Origin of the sequence: Enterococcus sp. CWB-B31 (genome assembly GCF_020567645.1) — a bacterium.
In the GTDB taxonomy this organism is placed as follows: domain Bacteria; phylum Bacillota; class Bacilli; order Lactobacillales; family Enterococcaceae; genus Enterococcus_L.
The window spans coordinates 354,715-369,422 of the sequence record NZ_JAJDJW010000001.1 but is presented as its reverse complement, the minus strand read 5'-3'; the positions used below and the strand labels follow the sequence as shown (position 1 = coordinate 369,422).

The following is a 14,708-nucleotide window of genomic DNA, read 5'->3' as shown; positions in this document are numbered from 1 at the left end:
CGTCAATCGCTTTTACTGTGCAGTTTTTAACTACCAGCTGTTTTTAATTTATTAATAAAATCAGGAGGAAAAATGATGAGCTACGAAGAAAAAGACTATTTTATGCGGCAGATAAAAAAACTGGCTGAGGGCTTAGGTATGATGCTCACGCTGAACTCAGTAAAGGAAATTATCAACCTTGAACAAAACGAAAACAGCAAACTGACTGACGAAGAAATTGAAGCGATCCTTCTTGCTATTCAGGTACAGAATAAAGCAGATCAACTGGGACTGAACAAGGAACGGCTGGCCGAAAAAACAGGACTCTCTCAAGAACGGCTGGAACAGCTTCTTGAAAAGAATCAACTTCCGACAAAACATGAGCAATCAGAGTTGGAGAACTTTTTATTCTGATAACCAAGTATTTTCTAGTGCCGAATACTTCGCAATAGGTGTAAGAACCATTTCTCTAGTCCATTCTTCTTTAGAATGACGCACAACCTGTATGAAAACTATCGAAGAAGTGCTTAGAGAATTTTTCTATATGTAGGAAGAGTATGTTGAGTGCCTCTATTGCTCCATACTTAGAAGAGAGTAGCAGAAACAATAACAAAAACCTGAAGCTTTCCCTTTACAAAGCCGATGATACTTAGGCTTTTAAGGAAAAGTTCAGGTTCTTTTCATTCTGTTCATCCGTTATACAGAGACTTTAATCAGTTTTCAAAACTGTAAACTGCAGAAAATAACGGTCGAGGTCCGACAGATTCCCTATAGAAGATTCAGTCAACAAGTCCAATCTATTGCCGTCCCTCATTCAATTCCGAACTGCCAGATTCTATTTTAAGAATTCAGCGATATCTGTATAAGGCAGTTCCAGGTCCGCTGCAACTGCCGGATTTGTCATGGCACCATTCAACGTATTAACACCTCTGGCTAATGCTTCATTCTGCTTCACGGCTTCTTCAAAGCCTTTATTGGCAAGCTCCAGTACATAAGGCAATGTTGCATTTGCCAAAGCATAGGCAGATGTCTGAGGAACAGCTCCCGGCATATTTGCCACAGCATAATGGATTACGCCGTGTTTGACATATGTTGGCTGCTCATGTGTTGTAACATGATCAATCGTTTCAAAAATCCCGCCCTGATCAATCGCAATATCGACAATCACTGAATGTTCAGGCATAGATTTGACCATCTCCTCTGTTACCAATACAGGTGCTTTGTGTCCTGGAAGCAGTACAGCACCGATCACTAAATCTGCTGTCTTTAAGGATTCCTGAATATTAAACTGGTTGGACATCAGTGTTTTGATCGTTCCGTTAAACTGGTTATCCAGTTCCTGCAGACGTTTTGTATTCACATCCAGAATCGTCACATCTGCGCCAAGACCCAGAGCGATTTGTGCAGCATTCGTTCCTGAAATTCCACCGCCGATAATAGTAACATTTGCTTTACGAACACCGGGAACTCCGCCAAGTAAGATCCCTTTTCCTTCAGGAATTTTTTCCAGACAGTGCGCACCAATCTGCGTTGCCAATCGGCCCGCGACTTCACTCATAGGCGACAATAAAGGCAAGCTGCCATTTTCCAGCTGAACACTTTCATATGCGATCGTATTAATTTTACTCTTCATCAACTCTTCTGCCAGTGGTTTATTAGCTGCCAGATGGAGATACGTAAACAGAACCAGATCTTCTCTTAAAAACTGATATTCCTCTGCCAGAGGTTCTTTCACCTTTAATACCATTTCCTGATTCCACGCTTCTTCAGCTGTCGCTGTAATGGCAGCTCCTACAGCAATATACTCTTCATCTTTGATTGAAGCACCTGATCCCGCACCTGTTTCAACAAAAACTTCATGTCCTGCCTTGATTAAATCAAGAACACCGGCCGCCGGTAAGGCTACCCTGTTTTCGCCAATTTTGATTTCCTTGGGAATACCAATTTTCATATACATTACCTTCTCTTTCGTTTAAATTCTTATCCATCTTATCTATGTCATATAAAAAGTATAAAGTAAGAAAAAACGATTCGCAAGGGTGTTCGGCATATTTGTGAGTTATTTAACGAACAACTGTTGTCCATTCTTTACAGCTGAGTAACAACAATCTGACCGAAATAATCATCGATTTTATTCGGGTCAATCCAGCCTGTCTTTGTTTCCAGTGCATTCAGCATTCCCGTTGTCATCCCCCATTTCAGAACATCTTCGTCTGTATTTCCTGCGGCAACAGCGCATGCTAACCCTGCTAAGGTCGCATCCCCTGAACCTACTGGATTTACTGCTTCAAGAGCAGGAATCCTGACCGTATAGAATTTTTCTTTATGCTTCGCTATCGCCCCTGCTGCTCCCAGCGAAACAACAATCCAGTCAATGCCGTCAAACATTGGATGCTTTAGTTGCTCCAAAAGTTCTTCACCCTCAGCTTTTTCAACAGACAGCAGCTCTGCAATTTCTGTTTTGTTCGGCTTAATTAAAAAAGGCTTATTCTCTGAAATCACTGCCTGCTTCAGTGCGTTACCTGAGGTATCCAATAATACAGAAACCTTCGCTTCCTTAGCTAAACCAATCAGCGTATCATAAAGATTCTGAGATAAACCAGCAGCTAAGCTTCCTGAGATGGTTACCAATCTGCTTTGCTTTACCAGAACTTTGAAATGTTCAATAAATGTCTGCTCCTCCTGCTTTGTTACAGTGGGTCCTTTTTCTAAAATCTCTGTCTGCTGTCCCTGATCATGCAAAACAGCAATCGAGTTCCTTGATTCTTCCTTTATTTTAGTGAAGTCGTGAAGGATACCTTCTTTTTCAAGCTCCGATTCAATATATGCACCTAAAAATCCGCCTAATACACCAGTTGCCAGCAGCTCCCTATCCAATTGATGAAGGACTCTGGAAACGTTCAAGCCTTTCCCGCCGGCAGTTTTCGATACCTCGCTGACACGATTAACATCATCCAGTTTGAAGTGTTCCAATGAGTACGACATATCAACAGAAGGATTCATCGTTACAGTTAAAATCATAGGTAAGCCTCCATTCTTTTTTACTTCCGAGAAGTGTCTGAACAATTAGAATCTCCCATTATTTTCAACACTTCCCGGCTGAACATCTAAGATCATCCGTTTTTACAAATTATCTCACTTTTTCAATTTTTCTAACTTCATTAGGAGAACAACTGCCCCTTACTGCGGACTATTCCACCATGATCTTGTCATGCCAGGAAGAAGCTGTTCGATTTACAACTTCATTCAGTGATTCAATATTCTTTTTACCTTCACCTGTCAACCAGTCTATTGCTGCAGCATCACCGGCTTTTACAAATGGCGCCACACCATTTTTCCATGTTGCCCTACCGCAAAGAACACCATTAAAGGTAGAGCCTGCCTGTTTGGCGAATTCCAGTGTTTTTTGAAACAGCTCTGCGGATACTCCCGCACTTAGAAAAATAAACGGCAGATGCGTTGCATCACTTTGTTCTTTAAAACAGGCAAGAGCTTCTTCTTGAGAATAGACTGCCTCAGCTTCGTCTTCAGCAAATCCTTCAACATAATTCATGTTCACAGGAACTTCTACTTTCAGTACATCTACCTTATATTGCGTCTTGGAGAATTCTTTCATCATTTCGATCACCTTATGCGGTTTTCTTTTCGCATATTCTGTTGATCCTGCATCTGCAATTTGAGCATCATAAGAAACCAGCTCCAGATAAAACGGGATGTCCTCACCCAGACACTCGCTGCCCAGACGTTCAATAAAGACATGCTTTAAATGATTGATTTCTGCCGCTTCATCCACATCATAGTAAAGCAGAAATTTAATGGCGTCCGCCCCTTTTTCTTTCAGTCTTTTAACAGACCAGTCTTCCAGCAAATCCGGAAGCCGCCCAGGTGTTGACGCATCATAGCCTGTTTTTTCATAGGCCAGCAGCAGTCCGGCTTCACTGTCTCGGGCTTCCGCTGCCGACAGACCATATTCAGGATCCAGCAAAATAGATGAAGCAAACGGTGTTAACTGCTCAGAAACCAGCTTTTTAAAGTCGCTGATGCTTTCTTCTGCCGCCTCTAAGCCCAGTGCACTGATCATTTTCTTAAGTGCTCCCCGCTGATCAATGGCTAACGCTTCAATCAAGCCATCTTTCGTTGATAATCGATCCATTGACTCTTTCTTTGCTTTGCTTATCTTTAACATCATTCTCCTCCTGTTTCTTTCCACTCTATTTTTATTACCTGTTCAACCTTGTATCGTCTCTTGTCGTTCTTTTATGCAGCAGTTTATTCTTGTTCTTTCGAACACATATAAACAGACTGACCTTCCAAGTATGTTTCAAGCAGACTCATATCCGGACCGATAATTAGAAAATCTGCCGGCAGACCTGCTTCAATACTTCCACACTGGTCATCAATATGGACACTTTGTGCTGGTACCAGTGAAGCCATTTTGATTGCTTCCTCCACAGTAGCAAGATCCCAGTCAACAACATTCTTCACCCCATCAAACAGCTGCAGCACACTGCCAGCCAAACTGTCATTTGACTGCAATCGTGCTGCCCCATCTTTGACAATTACTGGGAATTCCCCAAGCGTATATTCTCCAGCAGGCATTCCACCAGCACGCATACAGTCAGTAATCAGTGCAATTTTCCCCGACGTTTTCACCTTCATCAGTACGTCAGCCGCTCCTGGATGAACATGATGCCCATCACAAATCAATTCGGCGATCACCGCTTCTGATGTCATTGCCGCACCTACCATTCCCGGATCGCGATGGCTCAAGCCGCTCATTCCATTGTATGTGTGTACAAACATTGAAGCACCCGCATAGACAGCTTCTTTCGCTTGATTATAGGTTGCCGCACTATGCGCCAAAGCTACAGTTACGCCTTGTTTTGTCACTTCACGGATAAAGTCCGCAGCCCCCCTTCGTTCCGGTGCAAGAGCAATTTTTCGAATCAAACCATTACTTAATTTTTGCCAATGATTGAATACGTCAATATTCGGATCGGAAAAATAGTCAGGATTTTGCGCCCCTTTATGTTCTTCTGTAAAAAATGGTCCTTCAAAGAAAATCCCCTGAATTTTTGCTCCTTCCACCTCTTGATAACGTGAACCAATGGATGCAGCAACTTCATTCAACGTATCAATATCTGCAGTCAGAGTTGTCGGTAAAAATGAAGTAACACCACAGCTAAGCAATCCTTTGGACATTTTTTTGATTCCTTCAAAATTATTATCCATTACGTCATATCCCATAAAGCCATGAATATGTGTGTCGACCAGTCCGGGAGCAATCCATTTTCCGCTGTAATCCAGAATCTCGCCTTCCGGCTTTTCTTTGGTAAAATTTCCAAACTTCCCATTCGAAACTTCCAGATATCCGGCAGATGCCATCCCGCTTTTTAAAAAGAAACGATCTGCCTTCAAATAATAATTATTCATGCTTCTCTTCCTTTCCTGCCAAAGCATTCTTTTCAGAAACTGCTGAAATCTTCCTTTTGTCATGGCTAAAATAGCAAGCAATTAAAGCTGAAGACATCTCAAAATAAAGGGTCAGATGACAGTTTGTTCTGTTCCGACCCCCATTTCAGCCAAAGCTTCTATAATCAATATCATTTTTTCAGTTCGTAAATTGTTACTCCTTCAACTACCCGATTCACAGTACCTGTCGGAGAAGGAGTATCAGGTGTATTGCTGACTTTAATGGAACTGTTTAAAGCAACAGTCTGAGCAAACAGGATATCTGGAAATACCTGATAAGCTTCCGGAAGAATCACTTCTTCCTCAGAAAACAGGAATGGTGTCCCGGCAACCTCTGCCGAATCTTTTTGGCCGATTCCCACAACCTGTGCAGCAATCTGATCTCTGTGTACTTCTGTCAAAATATCCAGATCGTACTTTCTGGTGTACACATCGTTATTAATAAACACAAAGAGCAGCGTTTTAGAATCAACAAATGATTTAGGACCGTGCCTGAATCCCAGAGAAGAGTCAAAAACCGTCGCAATTTTTCCGGCAGTCAGCTCCAGTACCTTCAGCTGTGCTTCCCGTGTCAAACCGGACAATGAACCTGAACCTAAATAAACAATCCGGTGATACTCATCTTTCAGCAAAGACTGAATCTCTTCTTCGCGGCATATAACCTCCCGACCCATTTCACTCATCGCAGTTACATAGACTTCTTTCTTTTTTAATTCTGTCTGATCAAAAATCAATAATGCAGATAACGTCATGCAGGTAAAGCTTCCGGTCATCGCAAAACCCTTATCGTTTGATTTTTCAGGCATCAGCAGCAACAGAACTCGGTCATCGCCTTCGGCAAACTGTGCCAGCTGTCCATCAGGTGCACAAGTAATCGTTATATGAAATATATTTTCCACAATTGCATTAGCAATCTCTACTGCTGCCAAACTTTCAGGAGAATTCCCGCTTCGCGCAAACGACACTAGAATCGTCACTTCGTCTGAAAGCAGATAATCATATGGAGCAGCTACAATATCTGTCGTCCCAATACTTTCAAATGTAAACACCTTTGTATTACCCTTTTTAGTTAGATAAGGAACCAGTGTGTCTCCCACATATTGTGAAGTACCGGCTCCAGTAAAGATTACCCGAATTTTTTTCTTTGTTTCCTTTTCTGCCCGTTCAAAAAAAGCAGCAATTGCTTCCTTATTCTCTTTATATATTTGTAGAGCTTCCTTCCATAAGTCAGGTTGCTGTTTGATCTCACGTGTTGTGATCTCCGCACCCATTTTTTCTAAAATATCTGCTTTTTTTTCAAACATCTAGCCTACGCCTCCTTGCTTTTAATCAGCGAACATGGCGTACCTTATAACGAAACTTATCTGCACGTGCAACGCTTAACGTAAACTCAATTACTTCATTCTTTAAATTATACGTTGTTCGAACCAAGTTAAGGCTAGGTGCGCTATAAGGTACTTCCAGCTGTTTCGCATCATTATCACTTACAATACTTGCATAAAACTCTTCTTCAGCCAGCTTAATAGTTTCACCGTAATCCTCGGAAAACAGATCATACAGCGGTTTTTTCTCCATATCTTCCTTTTTCATTTTCATAAACTTTTTATAGGGTAAATAGGACCGCTCAACCATCATCGGCAGTTCATCGGCACTTCTCAAACGTTTAATTTTAATAATTTTTTCGCCTAAAGAGAGGTTCAAATGCTCTGCAAAAAACTTATTGGCTTCTACAATACGATAATCCAGAATCGTTGTTTTAGGTGTTTTTCCAAGCGATCTCATTTGTTCAGTAAAACTGTAACCGCCAGTCAGATTCGTTACTTCCTGACTGATGGAAGAAACAAAGGTTCCTTTTCCATGCTGACGATAAATGTACCCCATCTTCTCCAGTTCCTGCAGCGCCAAACGTACTGTTGTACGACTCAATCCGTACTTATCCGACAACTCACGCTCGGATGGCAGCATCGCATGCGGCTCCAGCTCTGTTTCAATCTGTTCTTTCAGCAAATCAACCAGCTGATCATACAATGGCTGTCTTCTCTTTCTTTCCAATATATTCCCCTCCTGAAATTTAGTGGTGCAATGTCTTGAATGATTAATCAAACTATTTCATGTTTAGCAAACTGCCAACAGGAATTATTGCATCCCTTCCTGAAAAACAGCTTGGCTTGTTTACTGTTTCTAAGCTGACCACTTTGACTGCAGAGCTGAATAAATTGCCGAGACAACTACTATTGAGCAATGCTGCAGCTTATCACCCCGGAACAGCCAGTGTCCCGAAACAGCTCTGGACAAGTGGTAACTACCACATGTTAAGTCTATCATTCTTCCATTGAATTTCAATGATTTTTCATCATAGTTTTTCAGCTGAGGTTCGTCCGGTAAAGAGAACGTTTTGAAAGACCAGTCTTTAATCTTTGAATTTTGACTACTCTTTATAATGGGAAAGTCCGGCAGTTAATTGTTTATTCTAATTACTAACCCAGACACTTCCCATTCACTGCGGTCTTCATTGTTTGACAGAGTACGTATCTGAGAACTGTCAGTCAAGCTTCTATGGCCAGATAGACGGCCATAAGCCGAACCCTGAACCAACCAGACCAATCACCAGTACCAGACCAATACATTTCAGCGGTGTCCAGCTTCGTTTTGCCAGGAAGAAGTACAGAATCAGCGTTAGTGCCAACGGAATCATCTGCGGTAAAATACCATCAAGAATTCCCTGAATGTCAATCGTCACATCCTGTGTTTCATTTTGGTTAAACGTAACTTCGTATTCCCCTGAATCCAGTTTTCTAACACCCAGTGCCTTTTCTCCGTCTGCTGCATCCTGAACGTCTTCTGTCAGATTTCCATCTTCATCTGTTTTATAAATAAACTCATCGTATTTGTGCTGATCAGCTGCAGAAACAACTGTTGTAACAGAATGAACAACATTTGTTGTACCATTAGGAATTTGAACATCCAGCTTTGTCGCTCCATAAACACATGTCAATGCGCCAACAACGAATATACCCAAGATACTTGCTGCTCTAGTGAATTCTTTTGCATTTTCTGTCAGCACCCCAATTGCATCTGTCCCCAGCTTGTAGGACCAGTTCATCAGGAAGTAACGCAGTGCAAACTGTGCAACGTTAAATACCAGTAAAAAAACAAACGGAGCAGCAATATTGCCGTCAATCGCCATATTAGAGGTAATACCGGCAGTAATTGGAACCAGTGTAAACCAGAACAATGCATCGCCGATTCCGCCCAAAGGTCCCATAGCTGCCACACGTACTGCACGAATCGTTGGAATATCTGCTTTGTTTTGTTCAAGAGAAAGGACAATCCCCATAACAAACGTTACCAAAAACGGATGAGTATTAAAAAATTCCAGATTATGACTCATGGATGCAGATAAATCATCTTTTTCATCTCCGTGAATTTTTTTCAACCCTGGAAGAATGGAATACAGCCAGCCGCCAGCCTGCATCCGTTCATAGTTAAAGGATGCCTGCAAAAACAGAGAGCGCCATACCATTTTATTTAATGTCTTTTTATCCAGCTGAGGAGCCGGATTGGTATTTTTATACGTGTCTGGAATATTATATGCCATCTTCGTCACCTCCGAAGTTATTCACTGATGCAGTCTGTTTGAATTTTGTCTGAACCTGATAATCCCAGAATGCCAGCGCAAATCCGATAAATGCCAAAATAATTAAAGCAGGACCGCCCAAGCTTGGTGCTGCCATTACGATAACAGCCAAAGCAAATCCAAAGAAGTAAAAGCCCCACATATCCCGAGAGACCATTACCTTAAGCAAAATCGCAAAACCGACATAACGCATCATTCCGCCGGCTGCGCTTAAGCCGCCCATCAGCCATCCAGGAATGGCATCCACTACAGTTTGTCCAAATGCCTGACCGCCGATAAAGAATAAAACAACGATAATACCGAAAATACTTCCCAACCCCAGCATTGCCAAATAATTAATCCAATCAATTCCTTTGGTGTTTCCTTCATGAGCATAGTTATCTGCTACAGTCATTGCCGGTGACATCAAAGAGAACAGCAAAGTCACACCATATTGACCCAGCAAGGAGAATGGAATTGCTGTGGCAACAGCCACTGTCGGCTCTAATTTCAGTGTAATCGCCAAAATGGCAGCCATAATTCCTCCAATTACTGCATTCGGCGGCTGTGCTCCGCCAACCGGCATGTTTCCAATGGTCATCAGCTGGTATGTTCCTCCAACAATCAGCCCGGTCTGCAGATCCCCCAATATCAAGCCAATAACCATACCTGTTACAATAGGCTGATAAAGAGATTCCAGAAAACTGAATTGATCAATGGCAGCAATAAACGTTACTAAAAACACTAATACTATCTGTAAAATACTGTAATCCATTTTTTTATCTCCTTCCTAGTTTCAGCTAAAAAGCTTCTTACTGTCTTCTATCGGTGTTGTCGGCACACGGCGAATTTCCAGTTCAACACCCAGTTCCTGCAGCTTTCGGAAAGCTGCGACATCCTGGTCATCAACAGCAACAGTTGTAGCAACCTGACGTTTTCCTTCAGCCATATGCATATTCCCGATGTTTACTTTCTTAATCGGTACACCGCCTTCAACTAATGTCAGCACGTCTTTTGGGTTTTCCGCAATAATAAAGATTTTTTGATTCGGAGAAGCCTTGTGAATAATTTCAATCGTTTTCTGTAAAGTAAAATAGCGCGTTGCTACTCCATTCGGTGCTGCCATATCCATTAATCCCTGTCTGACCTTGTCCCCTGCTACTTTGTCATTTGCCACTAAAATCAAATTAGAGCCAAGTGAACCATTCCACTGCGTTGCTACTTGTCCATGAATCAGTCGATTGTCAATACGTGTTAATAAAATATTCGGCATCTGTCATTCTCCTTTCTTTGGTACCAATTGATTTCCTCGTGCTTAACAAGAATCAATTGCTCTCTCTTCTTTGATCCGATAGCCCCATTCCTAAGCCGCTTCTGCGACAAGGACTGCGGTTCTCCTTTCTCATCTTATTTATTAATAGAGTCCGTCAAGTCTCAGCCAACGATCTCCGTAATAGCAAACCTTGATATTTCCATCACTGCATCAGACTTAGTCTTTACATCCACTGTTTCATGTCCGATTCTGGTTAAGGTACCGTGAACGCCGTTTAAAAAAATCACCTGTTGCCCTACTGCCAGCTCCTGGTGCAGTTTTCGATAATAATCCTTCTGTCGTTTTACATTTTTAAAGTTGAAGACATAACAAACAAGTGCCATTCCCACTAAAAAGGCGATCATTATAATTGAGACTGCCAGTATACTATGCCACATAGTCAGATCCCTTCTTCCTCAAATTCATTGTCAGTTTCCTCCGATAACTCCAACTGTGCATGTACCAGTCCTGAACGCCCAACCTCAAGAATCATGCTAACAAATTCTTTTGCAGAATCGGCTCCACAGCGCAATCCACTTCCTTCAATTAATAACGGCAGATTCGTGCCTGCAAGAACCTCTGCATTCTCTCTTTCAGAGGCCGCCAGCATAGCCGTTCGAAAAGGAGTTCCTCCCAAAAGATCTGAAAAAATCACCACCCCGTCTGACGAGTCCAATAATTTTTTTATTGCCTTTTCCATCTTCTCCTCAAAAACTTCCAGTGCTTCCTCTTCCTGAAAAGATACCACTTCAAATAATTCCTGAGGTCCTGCAATCATCTCCACTGCTCCCATCATCCCAGGGGCGAAACTGCCGTGACCCGTTAAAATACAGCCAATCATCCACTCACATCCTTCCACTTAAAAAATACCAACTGGTAGTAACCACGATATCAGTATAAAGTACAACCGCTTACAAAGTCAACTGATTTCCTAAAATATGTGAAAAAAATGAAATTTCTGTTTTACTTTGAGAAAAATACGTAAAACAGGTTATCTTATTAATACCAGTTGTTATCTTTTAAAGCAGCCGTTTTTTAAGGCTCAATCTAACGCATAAAACAACCAAAATTTATTATATTTAACGAAAATAGTATGAAAAACCTGAGAGTTAAACCAAAAATCAGTTTACCTCTCAGGTTTCTTCTTTTACTATCTGGATCTCGAAAATTTCACCTCTTTACTTACTCTACTCTATCACGCCAAGAAACAGCACTTTGCTCCACTACCTCATTCAGCGTTTCTATATTGTTTCTGCCTTGGGTCGCAAACCAGTCCAAACCTGCTGTTTTTCCTTGTGTTATATACGGTTTGACACCGTCACGCCATGTTGCACGACCACAGAGAACACCGCTGAAGGTTGAACCGGCTTCCTTGGCAAACTTAATCGTTTCCTGGAACAACTGCATTGTCACTCCTGCACTTAGAAAGATAAACGGTTGATTGGCTGCATCGCTCTGATCTTCAAAATAGCTCAGAGCTTCTTTTCTTGAATAAACCATCTCCTCATCTGAAAATCCTTCTACATAGTTCATATCTACCGGAACTTCCAGTTTTAGAACATCTGCATGATACTGGGGTTTTGCAAATTCTTTCGTTGATTCAATCACCTTTCTCGGTTTGATCCGGGCATAGTCTGCTGGATGTGTACTGTCAATTTCCGTATCATACGTAACAAGCTCAAGGAAGAACGGAATATCCTCGCCCAGACACTCGCTGCCCAGCCGTTCAACAAACACATGTTTTAAATGATTGATTCGCTTATCATCATCCGGGTTATAGTACAAAAGGAACTTAATCGCATCTGCCCCCTCCTCCTTCAAACGGCGAACTGACCAATCTTCCAAAATATCCGGCATTCTTCCAGGAGTCGAGACATCATACCCAGTTTTTTCATAAGCCAGAAGCAGACCTGAGCCAGCTGAACGTCTTTTTACTGCAGGCAGTCCGTATTCGGGATCCAGCAAAATAGCAGAAGCATATTTTGTCAGTTCTTCTGAAGCAGCTATTTTAAAATTAATAATCTCTTTTTCTACATTTGATTCTCCAAAAGCAGCCATCATTTTTTTCAGAGACCCTCTTTGGTCAATCGCCAGTGCTTCAATAATTCCTTCTTCAGTAGATAGTCGTTCCAGCGCTTCCTTCTTCCCTTCACTCAATTTCAACATTCATGATTCTCTCCTTCCTTTCAACCCGCTTGATCCTTAACTGTCTTGAGTATAGGTCGTTCAAACAGAATTTACAAAAGAGACGGCTCTTTCCCTTTTTCCTCTTGACCTGTTATTCGTTTCATCTTGTATAGTAAAGAAAAAAAGAGGAGCAATCATGATTCATGCAATTGTAGCATTGGGTGATCTGCTTGGAAAAAATGATTATTTTGCTGATATTTCCATCACTGATTTTCAATTAACACTGATCTGCTTAAACAGCCTTTGTAAACCCTTTGAACAGACAATAAGCCTTAACTCGATTATTTGACTTGGTCTATGAGAAAAACAATTTAGAAATCCTCCGTTTGGCTCATTAGATTTTGTAAAAAAATATCCTATTTAGAATTTATATGGATTAATGCTGATATAAGGGCAGTGATTCCAATCATTTGGAAATAACCTTTTAAACGCCCCCCGCTGTAACAATAATTGATTAAAGAAAACAGCAGCTGACTTTATTCAACTGCTGTTTTCTTTTGTTTTCTCTTTTTATATTTATATCCCAAAAACAGAATAACAACTATTACCAGAACAATGTAGAGGATATTGCTGGCAATAAAGACAAGAATATTCCCGCCAAGCTCCTGCCAATACTGCTTTTGCTTCTCAAAGTTTCCTTGAATTCGCTGTGTCAATGAAGGACTTTCCTGTTTCTTTTTTGTTTTATCTACTTCATCAATAGTTACTTCAACCGTTAAATAGTCCACCTTATTGTCGATTCCTTTATTGGAACGAACCAGCGATTCTCTTTCTGAACGAACAACGGACAGACGTTCCTGAATTTTCAGCATATCATCCATTTTTTCACTTTTTTTAAGCAGCTCCAGCAATGCTGTTTCTTCTGCTTCCAGCGCCTCGATCCTGCTCTCATTGTCTAAGTAGGTTGCAGCATAGTTTTCTGTCCGAACACTTTCATCTATTGTTTCACCAATCTTGCTCAGCTTATCCAGAACATCCTGACTTCCCGATTTTGGTATGCGGATAACGTAGTAGGCCTGCTGCAGTCCTCCAACCCATTGACCTTTGTTTGAGCTCTCAATATAGCTGTTGCTTTCCTTCACCAGTGATTCCAGTGCTTCAATATCCTTATCAAAATCTGTGGACTGTTTGGAGTAAACATAAAATTGCGCAGTTTTTTCAGAAGGCTCAGCTGTCTGAGATTCTGATTTTTGTGCCGTCGCCTCCTCTTTCTCCAAGGCGGCCTCCTGTGTATAGCCTGCATCACTTGCTGTACCACTGCTCATATAATTAGTTTTACTGGTTTGAGCCTGATTTACAGCAACTACGATAATGAACAGTACAGCTAAACCAATTGTAGTGATCAGCCAGGTCTTACGACTGAATCTGCTGAAAATTTTTCTACCGACTGATTTTGTACTCACAAAAAATGATTGAGGTTTTGTTTGCTCTCTAACATTGTATTCAATCATTCGATCGATTTTTTCCTGAGGGACTTCGATATTTTCCCACTGCTGTTTCCATTCTTGATTCAGTTTCATCATTCACCCTCCTCAAGATATTTTTTTAGTTGCATTCTGGCCTCATGAAGCTTGTACTTTGTTGTTCCAAGAGGTTCATTCAATACGAGACTGATTTCTTTGAGCTTTCTGCCATAAAAATAATGAAGAATAGTTACTTCCTGAAGATGTTGGGGCAGCCTCCTGATTCCATCATAAATATCCAGCTGTTCTTCTTTCGATAAATTTTTTTCTGGGTCTGCAATCTGTTCGTCTACTTCATCTGTATAAGCCTTATTCTTTTTCAAATGATCCAGTGCAGTATAGATGACAATGCGGACAGCCCAGGTGGTAAAATATTCGGGAAACTGAAGACAGCTGATTTTATTAATAATTTTAATCACTGCATCCTGAACAATATCCAACGCATCAGGCTCATTTTTAACATAAAGAAATGCTGTTTTGTATAGTTGCTGATAATGCTCCTTCAACAACAGCTCTAAAGCTTCCTGACTGCCATTGACAGCTTCTTCAACCGATACTTTCTTCATTTTTTCACCTTCTTTTCTTATTAGACGTCTGTAAATTATAAAAGGTTGGAACTTTTTTTATTTTTTTTCTGTCATATCGATCATACAGGAGTTTTCCGGTAAAATACAGACTG

General features: G+C 41.1%; 16 protein-coding genes. 2 read left to right on the top strand and 14 right to left on the bottom strand.

Translation table 11 applies throughout. The annotated features are described in order from the left end of the window. The first annotated feature begins 75 nt into the window (after nucleotides 1-75). Entirely contained in the window at nucleotides 76-393 is a 318-nt protein-coding gene (locus tag LI954_RS01465; protein WP_229443292.1) for a hypothetical protein, read from the top strand. Between the two features lie 421 nt (nucleotides 394-814). On the opposite strand, the gene ald is transcribed toward LI954_RS01465, so the two are convergent. The 12 genes from ald to lacD (LI954_RS01405) all read right to left on the bottom strand — a co-directional run bounded on the left by ald (nucleotide 815) and on the right by lacD (LI954_RS01405) (nucleotide 12,545). Then, the gene (gene ald, locus LI954_RS01460; RefSeq protein ID WP_202066391.1) at nucleotides 815-1,930 is read right to left on the bottom strand and encodes an alanine dehydrogenase; all 1,116 of its coding nucleotides are present in this window, start codon (nucleotides 1,928-1,930) and stop codon (nucleotides 815-817) included. A gap of 137 nt (nucleotides 1,931-2,067) precedes the next feature. Then, nucleotides 2,068-3,000, bottom strand: coding sequence for a hexose kinase (locus LI954_RS01455; protein WP_229442288.1), 933 nt, complete (start codon nucleotides 2,998-3,000; stop codon nucleotides 2,068-2,070). A gap of 169 nt (nucleotides 3,001-3,169) precedes the next feature. After that, nucleotides 3,170-4,165, bottom strand: a complete 996-nt coding sequence (gene lacD, locus LI954_RS01450; RefSeq protein ID WP_202066388.1) for a tagatose-bisphosphate aldolase — start codon at nucleotides 4,163-4,165, stop codon at nucleotides 3,170-3,172. A gap of 83 nt (nucleotides 4,166-4,248) precedes the next feature. Beyond that, nucleotides 4,249-5,412 carry an N-acetylglucosamine-6-phosphate deacetylase gene (nagA, locus tag LI954_RS01445; RefSeq protein ID WP_229443291.1) on the bottom strand — a complete coding sequence of 388 codons (1,164 nt, stop codon included), beginning with the start codon at nucleotides 5,410-5,412 and terminating at the stop codon, nucleotides 4,249-4,251. 170 nt (nucleotides 5,413-5,582) lie between these two features. After that, the gene (locus LI954_RS01440) at nucleotides 5,583-6,755 is read right to left on the bottom strand and encodes an SIS domain-containing protein (protein WP_202066375.1); all 1,173 of its coding nucleotides are present in this window, start codon (nucleotides 6,753-6,755) and stop codon (nucleotides 5,583-5,585) included. A 25-nt stretch (nucleotides 6,756-6,780) separates the two neighbouring features. Further along, a complete protein-coding gene (locus LI954_RS01435; RefSeq protein ID WP_236671791.1) occupies nucleotides 6,781-7,503 on the bottom strand; it encodes a GntR family transcriptional regulator in 723 nt (240 codons plus the stop codon). A 502-nt stretch (nucleotides 7,504-8,005) separates the two neighbouring features. Continuing rightward, the gene (locus tag LI954_RS01430; RefSeq protein ID WP_202066362.1) at nucleotides 8,006-9,049 is read right to left on the bottom strand and encodes a PTS system mannose/fructose/sorbose family transporter subunit IID; all 1,044 of its coding nucleotides are present in this window, start codon (nucleotides 9,047-9,049) and stop codon (nucleotides 8,006-8,008) included. Continuing rightward, nucleotides 9,039-9,842: a PTS mannose/fructose/sorbose/N-acetylgalactosamine transporter subunit IIC gene (locus tag LI954_RS01425; RefSeq protein WP_202066360.1), complete on the bottom strand. Its 804-nt coding sequence runs from the start codon at nucleotides 9,840-9,842 to the stop codon at nucleotides 9,039-9,041. The genes LI954_RS01430 and LI954_RS01425 overlap by 11 nt, the downstream gene beginning before the upstream one ends. 21 nt (nucleotides 9,843-9,863) lie before the next feature. Then, nucleotides 9,864-10,340 (bottom strand): PTS N-acetylgalactosamine transporter subunit IIB, encoded by a 477-nt coding sequence (agaV, locus tag LI954_RS01420; RefSeq protein ID WP_229442286.1) that lies wholly within the window; start codon nucleotides 10,338-10,340, stop codon nucleotides 9,864-9,866. A 161-nt stretch (nucleotides 10,341-10,501) separates the two neighbouring features. After that, nucleotides 10,502-10,777, bottom strand: coding sequence for a preprotein translocase subunit YajC (locus tag LI954_RS01415; protein WP_202066355.1), 276 nt, complete (start codon nucleotides 10,775-10,777; stop codon nucleotides 10,502-10,504). A 2-nt stretch (nucleotides 10,778-10,779) separates the two neighbouring features. Further along, nucleotides 10,780-11,220, bottom strand: a complete 441-nt coding sequence (gene agaF, locus LI954_RS01410) for a PTS galactosamine/N-acetylgalactosamine transporter subunit IIA (protein WP_202066353.1) — start codon at nucleotides 11,218-11,220, stop codon at nucleotides 10,780-10,782. Nucleotides 11,221-11,561: 341 nt separating this feature from the next. Beyond that, entirely contained in the window at nucleotides 11,562-12,545 is a 984-nt protein-coding gene (gene lacD, locus LI954_RS01405) for a tagatose-bisphosphate aldolase (RefSeq protein ID WP_229443289.1), read from the bottom strand. Between the two features lie 157 nt (nucleotides 12,546-12,702). On the opposite strand from lacD (LI954_RS01405), the gene LI954_RS01400 reads away from it, so the two are divergent. Beyond that, nucleotides 12,703-12,855, top strand: a complete 153-nt coding sequence (locus LI954_RS01400; protein WP_202066349.1) for a hypothetical protein — start codon at nucleotides 12,703-12,705, stop codon at nucleotides 12,853-12,855. Between the two features lie 187 nt (nucleotides 12,856-13,042). On the opposite strand, the gene LI954_RS01395 is transcribed toward LI954_RS01400, so the two are convergent. Continuing rightward, nucleotides 13,043-14,086 carry a DUF4349 domain-containing protein gene (locus LI954_RS01395; RefSeq protein WP_229443288.1) on the bottom strand — a complete coding sequence of 348 codons (1,044 nt, stop codon included), beginning with the start codon at nucleotides 14,084-14,086 and terminating at the stop codon, nucleotides 13,043-13,045. Next, nucleotides 14,086-14,595: a sigma-70 family RNA polymerase sigma factor gene (locus tag LI954_RS01390; protein WP_202066345.1), complete on the bottom strand. Its 510-nt coding sequence runs from the start codon at nucleotides 14,593-14,595 to the stop codon at nucleotides 14,086-14,088. The genes LI954_RS01395 and LI954_RS01390 overlap by 1 nt, the downstream gene beginning before the upstream one ends. Between the last annotated feature and the right edge of the window lie 113 nt (nucleotides 14,596-14,708).